Raw genomic sequence first — 15,386 nt, forward strand, 5'->3', positions numbered from 1 at the left:
TGATCGGTGATGACCAGAACATGTATCTGTTCTTCGCGGGGGACAATGGTCGGATCTATCGGGCGAGTATGCCGATTGGGAACTTCCCGGGTAGTTTCGGGTCGAACTACACGACGATCATGACGGACACGACGAACAACCTGTTCGAGGCGGTGCAGGTCTACAGGTTGCAGGGCCAGAACCGGTATCTGATGTTGGTCGAGGCGATCGGTGCGCAGGGTCGGTACTTCCGGTCGTTCACGGCGACGAGTCTGGGTGGGACGTGGACGCCGCAGGCGGCGACGGAGAGTAACCCGTTCGCGGGGAAGGCGAACAGCAACGCGACGTGGACCAACGACATCAGTCATGGTGAGTTGATCCGTACCAACGCCGATCAGACGATGACGGTTGACCCGTGCAACCTGCAACTGCTGTACCAGGGCCGGTCCCCCAACTCCGGCGGCGACTACGGTCTGCTGCCGTACCGACCGGGCATCCTCACCCTGCAACGCTGAACGCGCAACCGGCTGGTCCACGTCCGTGGACCAGCCGGTACCGTTCACGCCCCGCCCAGTGGAGGCGACCGCAGAACCCGCCTCTATGGTGGGCTGATGGCATCAGTCAAGCAGGTCCAGGTCACCTTCGACTGTGCGGAACCCGAGCGCGTCGCGCGTTTCTGGTGTGAGGTGTTGGGCTACGTCGTCCCGCCGCCACCGCCGGGGTTTGCCGACTGGGATGAGTTCGATCGCACCCTGCCGCCGGAGCGGCAGGGCTCGGCGTTCGCCTGCGTCGACCCCTCGGGTGTGGGCCCGCGGCTGTTCTTCCAGCGGGTACCCGAGGGCAAGGTCGTCAAGAATCGGCTGCACCTCGACGTACGGGCCGGCACCGGGCTCGTCGGCGAGGAGCGCGTGGCCGCGCTCGAGGCCGAAGGCGCACGACTCGTCGCCCTCGGCGCGGTGAAGGTGCGACTACTGCGTGCCGACGGCTTCAACGAGTCGTGCCTGGTGATGCAGGACGTCGAGGGCAACGAGTTCTGTCTCGACTGATTGGCCGCAGACCGGCGCCGGCCCGCTAGCAGGCGGCGGTGGCGAGCAGGTTGCCGTCCGGAATGGCGATCGACCGACGCCGGGCCGGCACCTCGACGGCGGCCCGGCGAGCCTGCGCCGGTGCGTGCTCGCGGCGGGCGGTGGCGTAGGACTCGGCGGTACGGGCGGCGATGGTGGCCCAGCCGTACCGCTGCCCGACCATGCTGCGGGCCTGCCGGGCGACCCGGCGGGCGAACACCTCGTCGCCGATGAGTTGTCCGACCGCACTGGCCAGCGCCGGTGGATCACTGTGCGGGAAGGTCACCCCGGTGACGCCGGGCTCGACGATCTCGGCCAGACCGCCCGTGCGGGCCACCGCCAGCGGCGCCCCGGCCGCCGCCGCCTCCAGCGCCACCATGCCGAACGGCTCGTAGAGGCTGGGTACGACGGTCGCGTCGGTGGCGCCGAGCACCGCCGGCAGTTGGGTGTTGTCGAGGAAACCGGCGAAGCGCACGGTCCCGCCGAGCCCGAGTTGCTGGATCCGCTCCTCCAACTCGCCCCGGTACGGTCCGTCTCCGGCGATCAGCACCCGCAGCCCCGGGTGCCGTTCCCGTAGCTGCGGCACGGCGTCCACCAGATGCTGCACGCCCTTCTCGTAGACCAGTCGGCCGGCGTACCCGATCAACGGGCCGTCTCCGGCGAACCGGGCGCGGGCCGAGGCGACCGCGCGGGGGCGGGCCCGCCAGGCCCGGTCGTCGACGCCGTTGGGCACCACCTCGACCTGGTGTTCCGGCACGTCGAACAGGGTGGTGACCTGGTCGCGCATGTAGCCGGAGCAGGCGATCAGGCGGGTGGAGGCGTTGCTCAGCCAGTGCTCGACGCCGTGGATGGTGCGGTTCATCTCCTCGGGCAGCCAGCCCTGGTGCCGGCCGGCCTCGGTGGCGTGCATCGTGGTCACCAGCGGCAGGTGCAGGTGCTCGGCCACGGTGATGGCGGTGTGCGCGACCAGCCAGTCGTGGGCGTGGACGACGTCGAACTCGCCGGTGTCGGCGGCGTGCAGGGCGGTGCGGGTCAGCGTGTGGTTGAACGCCATCGTCCAGGCCAGCAGCGAGTTGGTGGCCAGCGGGAAGGTGACCGGATCCTCGGCGGCGCGCAGGATGCGTACGCCATCGAGGTGTTCCTCCAGCGGCGCCCCGTCGGCGTGCCGGGTGACGACCGTGACCTGGTGGCCGGCGGCGGCCAACGCCACGGAGAGGGCGTGCACGTGGCGGCCGAGACCGCCGACCAGAACCGGCGGATACTCCCAGGACAACATCAGCACCCGCTGCGAACGTACGGGGTTGATGTCGATCACGTCGGCGTTCGGTGACATACGCGCCCCCTTTGAGTTGTCTCCGCGCGGCCGTCGTCCCGCCCCCCGGCGGGCGGCGCTGGTGTCGCGGCTGGATCACGCCCAATCCTGCTGGTAGCTGGATAACCAGCGGAGACATCCCCATTGCGGTGCTGTAAAGCCCGCCCGATGATCCGGTGGATCCTGCTAGGGCGCACTCCTGTCGGGCAGGAATCTGGGCGCGTGCGGAACGGACGCGGCCCGACATTGCGCCCACCGGTGCGACAGCCGTAGGAGTGGGCGGCCCGCACCTCCCACAGCTGTCTGATGACCTGTCCGGGCCCGGTTCGTAGGTTCTATCCCGACGGTGCACCGAGGGGCTCACGGTCCGCGCGCCAGCATCGGCGTGCGGTGGTCGACGCCAGGTGCCTTGGAAGGAGAAGCACGATGCGAACCACGAGGCGATGGCTGGGCAGGGCGGTGGTGGTCGCGGTGACCGCGGCCATGCTGCCCGGGACCCCGGCCCTGGCGCAGCCCGCGTCCACCCCTACCGAACTGGTCATCACCGACGGCGTGACCCAGCCGGTCTTCGGCTACGCCGACGCGATCCGTGAACGGATCTTCGTCACCTCCGATGTCGACACCGACGCCGACGGCGCGCTCGACGTCGTGGCGATGGACATCATCCGCCCCAAGGCCAGCGACGAGGGCCTGCGGGTTCCGGTGGTGATGGACGCCAGCCCCTACTACTCGACCGTGTGCCGGGGCAACGACAGCGAGTGCAAGGCCGACCTCGACGGCGACGGCCTGCTCGACCGGTGGCCGCTGTTCTACGACAACTACTTCGTGCCGCGCGGCTACGCGGTCGTCCTGCTCGACATGATCGGCACCAACAACTCGACGGGCTGCCCGGTCACCGGCGGCAACGCGGACAACATCAGCGCGCCGACCGCCATCGACTGGTTCAACGGCCGCCGCAAGGGCTTCGACGCCGCCGGTAACGAGGTCGTCGCCGACTGGCACAACGGCAAGACCGGCATGATCGGCAAGTCGTACGACGGCACGCTGGCCAACGCCGCCGCCGCCAACGGCGTCGAGGGGCTGGCCACCATCGTGCCGATCTCGGCCATCTCGAACTGGTACGACTACTCGCGGAGCAACGGCCTGGTGACCCGGGCCAACAACTACTCGGGCAGCCTGGCCAACACGGTCACCAACCCGAACCGCCGGGCCTACTGCGCCCCGGTGCGTACCCAGCTCGGCGTGGGCGGTGACGACGTCACCGGCGACTACAACGACTTCTGGGCCGAGCGGGACTACCTGCCGCACGCGAACAAGGTGCGGGCCAGCGTCTTGCTGGTGCACGGCATCAACGACGACAACGTGCGGGCCGACCACTTCAGCAAGTGGTGGTACGCGCTGGCCGAGCAGAACGTCCCGCGCAAGCTGTGGCTCACCGGAACCGGACACATCGACCCGTTCGACTTCCGCCGCGCCGAGTGGGTGGACACCCTGCACCGCTGGTTCGACTTCTGGTTGCAGGGCATCGACAACGGGATCATGAGCGAGCCGATGGTCGACCTTGAGCGGCTGCCGGACGTCTGGGAGACGCACGCCGACTGGCCGATCCCCGGCACCCAGCCGACCCAGGTGTTCCTGCTGCCGGCGACCGACGGCGGCGCCGGTGGCCTGTCGGTGAAGTCCGGCCCCGGGAACCGGTCGGCGACGTTCCAGGACACGCCGACGATGAGCCAGGCCAACGCCATCCGGCACCCGTCGGACCCGCTGGCCAACAAGGACAACCGGCTGGTCTTCCTCTCCGAGCCGCTGAAGGCGCCGCTGCACATCTCCGGCACGCCGATCGTCCGGATCAAGGCCTCGGTCAACGGGACGGACACCAGCTTCGCCGGGCTGCTCGTCGACTACGGCACCCGGCAGCGGTTCAGCACCACCGGTGACGGCATCCGGACCCTGACCACCGAGGACTGCTGGGGCGAGACGGCCAACTTCGGCGGGCACACGGAGGAGGCCTGCTACCGGCAGGTCGTCAAGACGGTGGCGAGCAACCCGCAGGAACTGGTCACCAAGGGCATCATCGACGGGCTCAACCTCGACTCGCTGTACGTGTCGACGCCCCTGGTGCCCGGCCAGAAGTACGGTGTCGACGTGCCGCTGATGCCGGAGGACTACGTGTTCGAGAGCGGCCACCAGATCGGTGTGGTGCTGCTCGGCTCCTACTCGGGCTACAGCAGCCGGGCCAAGCAGACCCGGGCCGAGATCACGGTGCACTTCGACAGCACCCGGATCACCCTGCCGGTTGTCGGTGGCCGCAAGGCCGCCGTGGCGGCGGGCCTGGGCTGAGTCGGTCGGTGGGGTGCCCGCCGGGCACCCCACCGACTCCGCCGGGAGTACGGGCCGGGCCGCGCAGGCGGTCCGGCCCGCACCCGTTAGCGGCGGACGCGCAGCAGCTCCGCCACCGACCAGGCCTGGAACGGGCAGCCGGTGGCGGTGTGCGGGGCCGAGCCGTCGGCGGTCTCGCTGACCGAGCCGAGGCCGTACTCGGTCAGGTGCGCCTCCAGCCCGGTGAACAGCTCGTCGACCGGCAGGCCGGCGCGGCGGCTGGCGTCGGCGTACGGGCCGATCAGCCACGGCCAGACGGTGCCCTGGTGGTAGGCGCCGTCCCGCTCGGCCGGCCCGCCCCGGTGCCGTCCGATGAAGCCGGGGCAGTCGGGGGAGAGGCTGCGTGGGCCCAGTGGGGTCAGCAACCCGGCACCGACCAGCCTGATCGCCCGTGGGTCGGGCTCCAGCGGTGCGTTCGGCAGCGACCAGGCCAGCAACTGGTTGGGGCGCAGCAGGTCGTCGTCGTGGTGGGCGGCACCACCCAGCGGGTACGCCGGGGCGGGCGCGTCGACCACGTCGTGCAGCCAGCCCGCCGGGGTGGGGAAGCGGTCCCGGAACGCCTTGACCGCCCGTTCGTGCAGCCGGTGCAGCCCGTCGGCGTCCTGCCCGGCCAGCTCGGCGAGTTCGGCGACCCCGGCCACCCCGTTGATCCACAGGGCGTTGACCTCGACCGGCTTGCCGTGCCGGGGGGTGACCGGCACCCCGTCCACCCGGGCGTCCATCCAGGTCAGTGCGGCGCCCGGCGCACCGGAGGTGAGCAGCCCGTCAGCCGGGTCGACGGCGATGCCGAACCGGGTGCCGGCCAGGTGGGCGTCGATCACCGCGCACAGCGCCGGCAGCAACTCGTCGCCGAGGTCGGTGTCGCCGGTGACGGTGACGTGCCGGCTGACCGCGTGCAGGAACCACAGCGTGCCGTCGACCGTGTTGTACTCCACCCGGCCGGTGTCGGCGGTGTTGGCCAGCATCCCCTGCGACAGCGTCGCCGCGTACGACCGCAGCAGCTCCCGACCGAGGTCGGCGCGTCCGGTCCGCAGGAACAACCCCTCGTAGGAGATCATCGTGTCCCGCGACCAGGCCCCGAACCACGGATAGCCGGCGACCACGTCCGGCCCGCCGGGGGTCTGCACCACGAACGCGTCGGCGGCCAGCGTCAGGGTCGCCTCGACGTCGTCGGCGGGCTTGGCCGCCGCCACCACCTGCCGGTTACGCCGCCGGGCCGTCGCCACCACCTCCGGACCGGGTGGCGGTTCCTGCTCCAGGTGATCCGCCCAGGCCAGCACCGACACCGTGTCGCCGGGGCGGTGCAGGGTGTCGCGGAACTGGCCCGCGTACCACAGGTCCTCCTCCGGGTGCAGGCCGCGCGCCGCCTCCTCGCGGTGGTACGCGCCCCGCCACCAGTGGCCCTGCGGCGTCCAACCCGGCCCGGACAGCCGGTACGCCCCCTCGATCACCGTGCCGCCGTCGACCGGATCCATCCGCAGCGGCGGCCCGTCGGCCCGGCGCTCGCCGTGCGCGTCCCGCCAGGTGCAGGCGGCGGCCAACTCCAGCTCGACCGGTCCGCCGCTGACCAGCCGGTGCACCACCGCCACGCACGAGCGCCCGGTCACCATGGCCAGCTCGCGCTCGATCACCACGTCGCCGATGCGCCACCGCCAGCGCGGCAGCCCGTCGGCCAGGTCGAAACGCTCCAGCAGCTCGAAACCGCGCGGGTCTGCGTTGCCGGAGAGCCACTCGTGCGCGCCGAGGCGGATTCGGGCGCCGGAGGGCAGCAGCACCGCCGGGTCGAGGCTGGCCAGTCCCACCTTTCGGGAGGCCGGGGTTTCTCCCGGGACCACCAGCAGCCCGTGGTACCGGCGGGTACGCAGCCCGGCGATGGTGCCCATGGCGTACCCGCCGAGGCCGTCGGGTACCAGCCACTCACGGCTGGCGGCGCTGGTCAGCTCGCCGCAGACCTGCGAACCGAAGCGAATCTCGATCAACTTTCCTCCACCGGCGGCGAGGTGTAACACGACACGACGACAATGGTCGCTGTGGTGAAGTACCCCAGCGGTGTCGAAGATGTAAAGGTGATCATTGACGGTTCGCCCTCCGCCCCGGCCCCCGACGCCGAACGAGTCCGGCTCGCCCAGGCAGATGCCGGCGAGCAGGACTGGCGCGCATGGGGTCCCTATCTGTCCGAGCGGGCGTGGGGGACGGTACGGGAGGACTACAGCGAGCACGGTACGGCCTGGGACTACTTTCCCCACGACCACGCGCGATCCCGAGCCTACCGGTGGTCCGAGGACGGCATGGCGGGCGTGTGTGACGACCGGCAGACCTTCTGCTTCGCCCTGGCGCTGTGGAACGGGCGCGATCCGATCATCAAGGAACGGATGTTCGGGCTCGGTGGGGACGGCGGCAACCACGGCGAGGACGTCAAGGACTACTGGTGGTACGAGGACTCCACGCCCACCCACTCGTGGATGCGCTGGCGCTACCACTACCCGCAGGCCGCCTTCCCGTACGACGAACTGGTCGCGGTCAACGGGCTGCGCGGCCGCGACGACACCGAGTACGAACTGGTCGACACCGGCATCTTCGACGACGACCGGTACTGGGCGGTCACCGTCGACTACGCCAAGGCCACCCCGACGGACCTGTGCATCGTGGTGACCGTGGCCAACCGGGGGGACCGGGCCGACCGGCTGCACGTGCTGCCACACCTGTGGTTCCGTAACACCTGGGCGTGGGGGCTACCCGGCACCGACCGGGTGCCGTGCCTCGTCGGGCAGGGGGGCCGGCTGGTCGGCGAGCACTGGATACTCGGGCAGATCGTGCTCGACGGCGACGGCGACCCGACGCCACTGCTCTGCGACAACGACACCAACGCCGAGCGGCTGTGGGGGCTGCCGAGCCGCACCCCGTACCCGAAGGACGGCATCAACGACCACGTGGTCTCCGGTGCGGACACGGTGAACCCGGAGTTGACCGGCACCAAGGGGGCGCTGCACTACGTCCTGGACGTGCCGGCCGGCGGGCAGCGACAGATCCGGCTGCGGCTGACCCGTACCGCACCGCCGCCCTGCGACGGCGACCCGCCGCCGGCCGACCTGGGTGACGGCTTCGACACGGTGGTGTGGGCGCGCCGGGCCGAGGCGAACCGGTTCTTCGCCGGGGTGATCCCGGACAAGGCCAGCGCCGACGAGGCGTTGATCGCCCGGCAGGCCATCGCCGGGCTGATGTGGGGCAAGCAGTTCTACCACTTCGACGTGAAACGGTGGCTGGAAGGCGATCCGGGTTCCACGCCCCCGGCCGGACGCCGGCACGGGCGCAACAGCGCCTGGTGGCACATGACCAGCTTCGACGTGATCTCCATGCCGGATCCGTGGGAATACCCGTGGTACGCCGCCTGGGACCTGGCCTTCCACTGCGTGAGCATCGCCCGGGTCGACCCCGGCTTCGCCAAGGAACAACTGCTGCTCCTGCTGCGCGAGTGGTACCTGCACCCCAACGGGCAGATCCCGGCGTACGAGTGGGCCTTCGGTGACGTGAACCCGCCGGTGCACGCCTGGGCGGCGCTGAAGGTGTTCGAGATCGACGGCAGCCGGGACCACGACTTCCTGGCCCGGATGATGCACAAGCTGCTGATGAACTTCACCTGGTGGGTCAACCGCAAGGACACCGGCGGCAACAACGTCTTCGAAGGTGGCTTCCTCGGGCTGGACAACGTCGGCCCGTTCGACCGGTCGGCGGCGCTGCCGGTGGCCGGGGTGCTGGAGCAGTCCGACGGCACCGGCTGGATGGCGATGTACGCGCTCAACCTGCTGGACATCGCCATCGTGCTGGCCGAGCACGACCGCACCTGGGTGGACACCGCCACGAAGTTCTTCGAACACTTCACCTATATCGCGGCGGCCGCGTACGACCAGGGACTCTGGGACGACGAGGACGCGTTCTTCTACGACGTGCTGCGGCTGGCCGACGGCACGAAGGTGCCGCTGAAGGTACGTTCGGTGGTCGGCCTGCTCCCGCTGGCCGCGGTGACCCGGCTGCCCGCGCGTACCCTGCACCGGCTGCCCGAACTCGGTGCCCGGCTGCGCTGGTTCCTCACCAACCGCCCCGAGTACGCCTCGGTCGTCGGCGCCCGGCGGATCGGCCCCGACGGTCGCCAGCAGCGGCTGCTGTCCATGTGCGGCCCCGAGCAGGTGGTCCGGCTGCTCGCCCGGATGCTGGACACCGACGAATTCCTCTCCGAGTACGGCCTACGTACGCTCTCCCGCGCCCACCTGGACAAGCCGTTCGCGGTGACCCTCGGCGGGCAGGAGTTCTGTGTCGGCTACGAGCCGGCCGAGTCAACCAGCGGCCTGTTCGGCGGCAACTCCAACTGGCGCGGCCCGATCTGGATGCCGACGAACTTCCTGCTGATCAGCGCGCTACGCGACTACGCGGCGTTCTTCGGCGACGACCTCCAGGTCGAATATCCGACCCGCTCCGGGGTGAAGAAGACGCTCGACGAGATCGCCGACGACCTCTCCGCCCGGCTGATCGCGCTGTTCACCCGGGACAGCTGGGGTCGCCGGCCGATCTACGGCGCCGCGCAACTGTTCCAGACCCACCCGGACTGGCGCGACCTGATCGCCTTCCCGGAGTACTTCCACGGCGACAACGGCGCCGGCCTGGGTGCCTGGCACCAGACCGGCTGGACGGCCCTGGTCGCCGACCTCATCCTCACCCTCCGCCGCTAACCGGCACCCGCCCACGCCCGGCCAGCGCCCGTGCCTGGGCGTCGGGCCCGTGCCTGGGCGTGGGGCCTGTGCCTGGCTGTGGGGCCTGTGCCTGGGCGTGGGGCCCGTGCCTGGGCGTGGGGCCCGTGCCTGGGCGTCGGGCCTGTGCCTGGGCGTGGGGCCTGTGCCTGGCTGTGGGGCCTGTGCCTGGCTGTGGGGCCTGTGCCGTTCCGCCGGAACGGTGGTTTCCGGCCGTGCCCGATACCGCCGTTACGGCGAAACGGAGTCGATCATGTCGACGAGGTGCGGAAAGTCGCCAATCCGTCGCGAGGCGCTCACCTGGTCGCGGCGCAACTAGGCTCGGCGGGGTGTCCGGAGCAGAGCACGGAGACGTGGAGCCGGGCGGCGATGCGATCGTCACCACCGCCTGGCAGTTGGCCGAAGCCGAGGGCTGGGCGGCGGTGACCGCCCGCCGGCTGGCCGAACATGCCGCTGTCGATCTCGGCGCGCTCTACGAGCGCTTCGCCGACCGGGACGCGGTGGTCGCCGCGGTCGCCGTGCGCGGCTTCGCCGACCTGGCCGCCGCGCTGACCGCCGCCCGCACCGCCGCCGACTCCCCGGCCCAGGTGTGGCCCGCAGTGATGGCCGCCTACCTAGACTTCGCCTACACCAATCCCGAGGTGTACGACGCGATGTTCGCCCACACCCCCGACCTGACCCTCGGCGCCGAACAGGCCCCCGAGACGGTCGCGGCGACCTTCGACGAGCTGCGCGCGGCGCTGGCCCCCCTGTCCGCCGGCCGGGATCCCGACACCCTCGCCGAACTCGGCTGGAGCCTCCTGCACGGCATGGTGATGCTCACCCGCGGCGGCCGACTCCGCCCCGAAGCCCAAGACCAACGCGAATCCCTCCTAACCACCCACCTCTTCCCCCCTCTCTAGCTCCACCCCCACCCGCCCCTCGACTCACCCCAGTCTGGCTCCCGCCTGGTCTGGCTCCCGCCTGGTCTGGCTCCCGCCTGGTCTGGCCTTCGCCTGGTCCGGCTCGCCCCGGCTCCCGCGCGCCGATCTTGCACTTGTGGTCGCCCGTAAGCCTGCTTTGTGGACGTATGTGAGGGCAGGAAGTGCATGATCGGCGAGGGCGAGGGCGAGGGCGAGGGCGAGGGCGAGGGCGAGGGCGAGGGCGAGGGCGAGGGCGAGGGCGAGGGCGAGGGCGAGGGCGAGGGCGAGGGGTAGGGGTAGGGGTGGGTTGTGGTGGGTGGGGGTGGGGTGTAGGTTCGCGGGCACGCCGTTGGAGGAAGGAGGTCAGAATAATGTCCGATGTTCTGCGTCCCTTCCGTGGCCTGGCGTCCACGCGGATCTGACCTGGGGGCGTTCGCTCCTGGAGGATTGATCCATGACCGATCTGGTCATCCGTCCGCTCGTCGCGGGCGAGGAAGAACTGTTCGACTCGATGCCCGATCCGCTGCCGCAACTGCGGCAGGTCAGCTATGCCGACGGGATTGCTGGCGGCGGCTACCGTCCCGAGCGCACCTGGGTCGCGCTGCGTGCCGGCCAGGTGGTCGGCCGGGCTGCCTGGTTGCTGCCGCCGGGCTCCGTTGGTGATCCGTGGCTCGAACGGTTCGATCTGACCGCTGAGCCGTCGGTGGGTGCCGCACTGCTGCATGCCGCGCACGAGGCGCTCGGTGGACCGAAGGCGTACTACGCTGCGGCACCGGCGTACTGGCGGTGGCAGCCCCAGGTGCGCGCGGTGGTCGAGACGCCGAAGGCGGCGGCCCGTCTCGCCGGCCTGGTCGAAGGGGACGAGCGGCTGCGCTGCTCGTGGACGGGCGGACCCTTGCCAGCCGGTGCCGGGCGTTTCTCGTTCCGTCCCGCCATCAACCCGGCGGAGATCAATTCGCTGGTCGCCCGGATCGGCGATCCGGAGCTACTGACCGGCGCCGAGACCGCCCGAATGGTCGCCGGGGTGAACTTGGCCCACGATCCGCTGGCCTGGCTGACCGGTCCCGCCCATGACTGGCGCGTCGCGCTGGACGACGGTGAGCCGATCGGACTCGCCGCGCCGGCCGGAGACGCTTGTTATCCGATGATCGCCTATCTCGGGCTGCTCGACGCGGCGGTGCTGAGTGAACTGCTGGTCGACGCGGTCGCGACATTGACCGCAGGTGGCGCGTACGAGGTGGTCGCCGACGTGGACGCGCACCGGGTGGCCGTGGTCGCGGAGCTTGAACGGACCGGATTCCGCCGGGTGCGCTCCCGGACGGCCTTCACCCCGGCGTGACGGCCGCCCCGGCCGGATCGCACCCACCATCAATCTTGGGCAGTTTCCGTTACCAGCTAACGGAAACTGTCCAAGATTGGTCGCGGTGACTGCGGTCATGGCGGCGGCGGGCGTGACGGCGGTGGTGGCGGTACGCGCTGGCAAGCGTCCGGCGGCGGAGGGCCGTGTGCGGGGGTCGCGGTGGTGGCGGTACGCGATGGCGGGTGCCGCCGTGGTGGCGGTGCGCGGTGGCGGGGGTCCGGCAGCGGGAGGCCGTGTGCGAAGGTCGCGGTGGCGGCGGTACGGGGTGGCGGGCGTCGCCGTGGTGGCGGTGCGCGGTGGCGGGGGTCCGGCAGCGGGAGGCCGTGTGCGAAGGTCGCGGTGGCGGCGGTACGGGGTGGCGGGCGTCGCCGTGGTGGCGGTACGCGGTGGCGAGGGTCCGGCGGGAGGTGGTGGCGGGGGTCTGACTGTGGGGCGGGGCGGATTATCGGGTCGTCGGGAGGCGCTGGGTTTCCTAGAGTCGCAGCGTGACTGCCGATGCGATGGTGGTCGAGCCGGGCCGAGTGCTCGTCTTCGACGCCGACGACACGCTCTGGGAGAACAATGTCGTCTTCGAGCGGGTGATCGACGACTTCCTGGCCTGGGTGGATCATCCCACCCTCGACCGGGCGCAGATTCGGGCCGTGCTCGACGACATCGAACGGGCCAACGCGGTCGCCCACGGGTACGGCAGCAAGGTTTTCCTGCGCAGTCTGCGCGAGTGCCTGGAGCGGCTGCGGCAGCGACCGGCCAGCGAGGCGGAGCGTCGCGAGATCGATGAACTGGCGGTGGCGCTGGTGAACCATCAGGTCGAGCTGATGCCTGGCGTGGCCGACGCGTTGGACGAGCTGGCCGGCCGGCACGAGTTGCTGCTGCTGACCAAGGGCGAGCACGAGGAGCAGCAGCGCAAGCTGGACGCCTGCGGGTTGTTGCACCATTTCAAGGCCGCTCACATCGTGCCGGAGAAGAACGTCGAGACCTACCGCTGGCTGGTCCGCGAACACGCGGTCGACCCGGCGCGGGCGTGGATGATCGGCAACTCGCCGCGATCGGACATCCTGCCCGCTCGGGCGGCCGGGTGGCGCGCGGTGTTCGTCCCGAACGCCAACACCTGGGTGTTGGAGCACGACGAACTGGACCTGGCGGACGAGGGTGTGCTGCACCTGAACGCCTTTCCGGAACTGCTGCACCACTTCTGACGCTGTCACCGCTCCTCGGCGGCCGGTGCCGACGAGGGCGTGGCCCCGGGCGGCCGGTGCCGACGAGGGCGCGGCCCGGGCGGCCGGTGCCGACGAGGGCGCGGCCCCGGGCGGCCGATGCCGACCATGCCTTCGACAGCCGGTGCCGACGATCGCGCTGCCGGCGGCCTGGCGGATGCCGCCGGGCGTTTCTGCCCACCGGAGAGCCCACCGCACTGCCGGCGGGCCAGCTCGTGCTGCCGGCGGGCCAGCTCGGTGCACGCTGGAGGAGTCCAACGGGTCGTCGCCGCCGGGGATGTGCAGGAAGCCGGGACACTGCTGTGCGGCCAGGCCCGATCGCAGCGCCACCTGAGTCGGGGCCGAGGCGTCGGCTGCAGCCGTGATCACGCCTGCTACCGGCCGGGCGGGAGCGCCAGCAGGCGGAGAGCGCAGTGGTGATCTGTGCTCGTCCGGGTGCGCCGGCCGATCCGCGTGTCGCGGCTATGAGGTCCGATCTTGATCAGCGTCGGTGGCCGGCGCGATGTTACAGCGGCCTGCCGTTTTTCCACCCTGCTGGTAATCATCCGGTCCAGGGAGCGTCGGCTGTTGTCCGGCCATCCGGGGCCGCCTAGCCTCGCCTTCGGCGCCGCGGCTCGCCGGGGTGGGCTGCGGCGTCGAGGTTCGGTGTGGGGCACCGTGGAGCTGAGTGCGGGCGGGCCGGCTACCGTGCTGGGGCTTGCCGACACGCCGCAGCAGCGCTTGGCCTGGCCCGCTGCCACGCCGAACCGGGGTCAGGGCCGGGGCGTGCGGGCCCGGTCCTGACCCGAGACCACACCTCAGGATGGTCGGCAAGGATCGCGGTTTGTCGGACGTCTCGTCTAGCGTGGGCCGCACATCGAGCCGACGGGGGAGTCGTGACCATTTTCGAGAACCGCCCGCACACCGCGCTGCTTGTCGTCGACGTGCAGAACGGTGTTGTCGCCGGGGCGACCCGACGAGACGAGGTCGTCGCCAACATCGCCGGGTTGATCGAGAAGGCTCGGCAGGAGGACGTCCCGGTCGTCTGGGTCCAGCACTCCGACGACGGGCTGGCCCAGGGCAGCGACGACTGGCGGTTCGTTCCGGAGCTGAAGCGGATCGACGCCGAGCCGCTCGTGGAGAAGAACTACGGCGACTCGTTCGAGGCGACTGAGCTGGAAACGGTCCTGTCGGGGCTCGGCGTCGGGCGGCTCGTGGTCACCGGCGCGCAGACCGACGCGTGCATCCGCTCGACCTTGCATGGCGCGCTCGTCCGTGGCTACGACGTGATCCTGGTCGGTGACGCGCACACCACGGAGGATCTCACCGCCTGGGGTGCGCCGCCGCCGGCGCAGGTGATCGCCCACACCAACCTGTACTGGGCACACCAGTCCGCGCCCGGCCGCACGGCCGGCACGGTCACCACAGCCGACGTCAACTTCGCCGCAGCATCCTGAGGACCGGAGTCGTCCCCTACGGCGGTACGGACCAGGCGGCGCTGCGGGCCGCGACGGCGCCGGCCTGCTCGCCTCCGCCCAGAAACGCGCGGTGTGTCAGGTGGCTTCGCCGCGCACGATGGCGACTGCGACCCGGCAGAACTCGTCCATGTCGGGTTGGAATCCGGCGGCGATGTCGGGGTGTAGGCCGGCGCGGGTCTCGTCGAGCAGCCGTTGGCAGACCTGCTCGACCGGCTCACCGGCGTACTGGTGCCGGACCCGGTCGGCGGCTGCTTGAAGCGCCGAGGTCAGCTGCTCCTCCAGCGGCCCGCGCAGTTTCTCCTGCACCGGGTCACGGGGCTCCAGCGTGACATGTGGCTCCGACATCGGTGCTCCCTTCGTCGGCGGCTGCGGTACCCCACCGCGGCCGTCGGTCAAACCGCCTGTGGTACGGCCGCGACGCGAACCTGGTATGAGAATTCCTCGGCCGGCTCCTCGACGTACGACAGCCGGCGGATCTGCTTGTCGTCGTCGTAGACGGCGACGTCGACCAGGACACCGAGGTGGGCCAGCCCGATGTTGGAGACCCGCTTCTTGTCCTGCAACACCGCGCACACCCCGCCGAGCAGGGTGCTCGCGTCGGAGGTGCGGTGCCCGGGCGGGCAGCGCAGCGTCAGGTCCACCTCGATCGGTCCGGACAGCGGGGTCCAGCCGGTGCGCTGTGCCGCCGCGCAGGCGGCTTGCAGCAGCGCGCGTACCCTCGTCGCCTGCCGGTGCCCGGCGGCGAAGATGGACAACGCCTCGGTTTTTACCGGTGGCAGGCCGCTCACCTCGAATGTCAGGGCGAGAGCGCGGGTGTCCTGCGCCACGACGGCACCTCCTCGTTGCAGCTGATCCTGCCCAATCAGTGGACCGGTGACGCGCTGTTCGCGGGAGAACCAACCGATCGGGCGGATCGGGGTCGGCCGGTGGCGTATCGACGGCGACGGCGTACGCGCTGACGGCGATGCTCGTTCAAC

Annotated in this window: 13 protein-coding genes; 9 read left to right on the forward strand and 4 right to left on the reverse strand. The window is 70.9% G+C overall.

What is annotated here, in order from left to right:
- Nucleotides 1–494 (forward strand): non-reducing end alpha-L-arabinofuranosidase family hydrolase (locus E0H26_RS12500; RefSeq protein WP_276320386.1); only part of this gene is annotated, 494 nt, incomplete at its 5' end.
- Between the two features lie 96 nt (nt 495–590).
- On the forward strand, nt 591–1,025 hold the full coding sequence (locus tag E0H26_RS12505; protein ID WP_131303781.1) for a VOC family protein: 435 nt from the start codon (nt 591–593) through the stop codon (nt 1,023–1,025).
- Between the two features lie 25 nt (nt 1,026–1,050).
- On the opposite strand, the gene E0H26_RS12510 is transcribed toward E0H26_RS12505, so the two are convergent.
- Nucleotides 1,051–2,376 (reverse strand): glycosyltransferase family 4 protein, encoded by a 1,326-nt coding sequence (locus E0H26_RS12510; RefSeq protein WP_131303782.1) that lies wholly within the window; start codon nt 2,374–2,376, stop codon nt 1,051–1,053.
- 405 nt (nt 2,377–2,781) lie between these two features.
- Here E0H26_RS12510 and E0H26_RS12515 point away from each other — a divergent pair, with 405 nt between their 5' ends.
- Complete coding sequence (locus tag E0H26_RS12515; RefSeq protein WP_131303783.1) at nt 2,782–4,695, forward strand: Xaa-Pro dipeptidyl-peptidase; 1,914 nt, start codon at nt 2,782–2,784, stop codon at nt 4,693–4,695.
- An 86-nt stretch (nt 4,696–4,781) separates the two neighbouring features.
- On the opposite strand, the gene E0H26_RS12520 is transcribed toward E0H26_RS12515, so the two are convergent.
- Nucleotides 4,782–6,713, reverse strand: coding sequence for an amylo-alpha-1,6-glucosidase (locus E0H26_RS12520; protein WP_131303784.1), 1,932 nt, complete (start codon nt 6,711–6,713; stop codon nt 4,782–4,784).
- A gap of 42 nt (nt 6,714–6,755) precedes the next feature.
- Here E0H26_RS12520 and E0H26_RS12525 point away from each other — a divergent pair, with 42 nt between their 5' ends.
- From E0H26_RS12525 to E0H26_RS12550, 6 genes are all read left to right on the forward strand, one after another.
- Complete coding sequence (locus tag E0H26_RS12525; RefSeq protein WP_131303785.1) at nt 6,756–9,458, forward strand: MGH1-like glycoside hydrolase domain-containing protein; 2,703 nt, start codon at nt 6,756–6,758, stop codon at nt 9,456–9,458.
- A gap of 347 nt (nt 9,459–9,805) precedes the next feature.
- A complete protein-coding gene (locus E0H26_RS12530; protein WP_240742123.1) occupies nt 9,806–10,378 on the forward strand; it encodes a TetR/AcrR family transcriptional regulator in 573 nt (190 codons plus the stop codon).
- A gap of 159 nt (nt 10,379–10,537) precedes the next feature.
- The gene (locus tag E0H26_RS30290) at nt 10,538–10,672 is read left to right on the forward strand and encodes a hypothetical protein (RefSeq protein ID WP_276320388.1); all 135 of its coding nucleotides are present in this window, start codon (nt 10,538–10,540) and stop codon (nt 10,670–10,672) included.
- A gap of 160 nt (nt 10,673–10,832) precedes the next feature.
- A complete protein-coding gene (locus E0H26_RS12540; RefSeq protein WP_131303786.1) occupies nt 10,833–11,717 on the forward strand; it encodes an acetyltransferase in 885 nt (294 codons plus the stop codon).
- A 521-nt stretch (nt 11,718–12,238) separates the two neighbouring features.
- Nucleotides 12,239–12,934 (forward strand): HAD family hydrolase, encoded by a 696-nt coding sequence (locus tag E0H26_RS12545; protein WP_131303991.1) that lies wholly within the window; start codon nt 12,239–12,241, stop codon nt 12,932–12,934.
- Between the two features lie 893 nt (nt 12,935–13,827).
- Nucleotides 13,828–14,388, forward strand: coding sequence for an isochorismatase family protein (locus E0H26_RS12550; RefSeq protein WP_131303787.1), 561 nt, complete (start codon nt 13,828–13,830; stop codon nt 14,386–14,388).
- Between the two features lie 96 nt (nt 14,389–14,484).
- Here E0H26_RS12550 and E0H26_RS12555 read toward each other — a convergent pair whose 3' ends face one another.
- The gene (locus E0H26_RS12555) at nt 14,485–14,754 is read right to left on the reverse strand and encodes a hypothetical protein (RefSeq protein WP_131303788.1); all 270 of its coding nucleotides are present in this window, start codon (nt 14,752–14,754) and stop codon (nt 14,485–14,487) included.
- 47 nt (nt 14,755–14,801) lie between these two features.
- Complete coding sequence (locus E0H26_RS12560) at nt 14,802–15,236, reverse strand: RusA family crossover junction endodeoxyribonuclease (protein ID WP_131303789.1); 435 nt, start codon at nt 15,234–15,236, stop codon at nt 14,802–14,804.
- Nucleotides 15,237–15,386 lie beyond the last annotated feature (150 nt).

Source organism: Micromonospora zingiberis (genome assembly GCF_004331455.1).
GTDB lineage: Bacteria > Actinomycetota > Actinomycetes > Mycobacteriales > Micromonosporaceae > Micromonospora > Micromonospora zingiberis.

Coding starts and splice junctions, on each gene's coding strand:
- E0H26_RS12505 (WP_131303781.1), top strand. CDS start 591: ATGGCATCAGTCAAGCAGGTCCAGGTCACCTTCGACTGTGCGGAACCC.
- E0H26_RS12510 (WP_131303782.1), bottom strand. CDS start 2,376: ATGTCACCGAACGCCGACGTGATCGACATCAACCCCGTACGTTCGCAG.
- E0H26_RS12515 (WP_131303783.1), top strand. CDS start 2,782: ATGCGAACCACGAGGCGATGGCTGGGCAGGGCGGTGGTGGTCGCGGTG.
- E0H26_RS12525 (WP_131303785.1), top strand. CDS start 6,756: ATGGTCGCTGTGGTGAAGTACCCCAGCGGTGTCGAAGATGTAAAGGTG.
- E0H26_RS12540 (WP_131303786.1), top strand. CDS start 10,833: ATGACCGATCTGGTCATCCGTCCGCTCGTCGCGGGCGAGGAAGAACTG.
- E0H26_RS12545 (WP_131303991.1), top strand. CDS start 12,239: ATGGTGGTCGAGCCGGGCCGAGTGCTCGTCTTCGACGCCGACGACACG.
- E0H26_RS12555 (WP_131303788.1), bottom strand. CDS start 14,754: ATGTCGGAGCCACATGTCACGCTGGAGCCCCGTGACCCGGTGCAGGAG.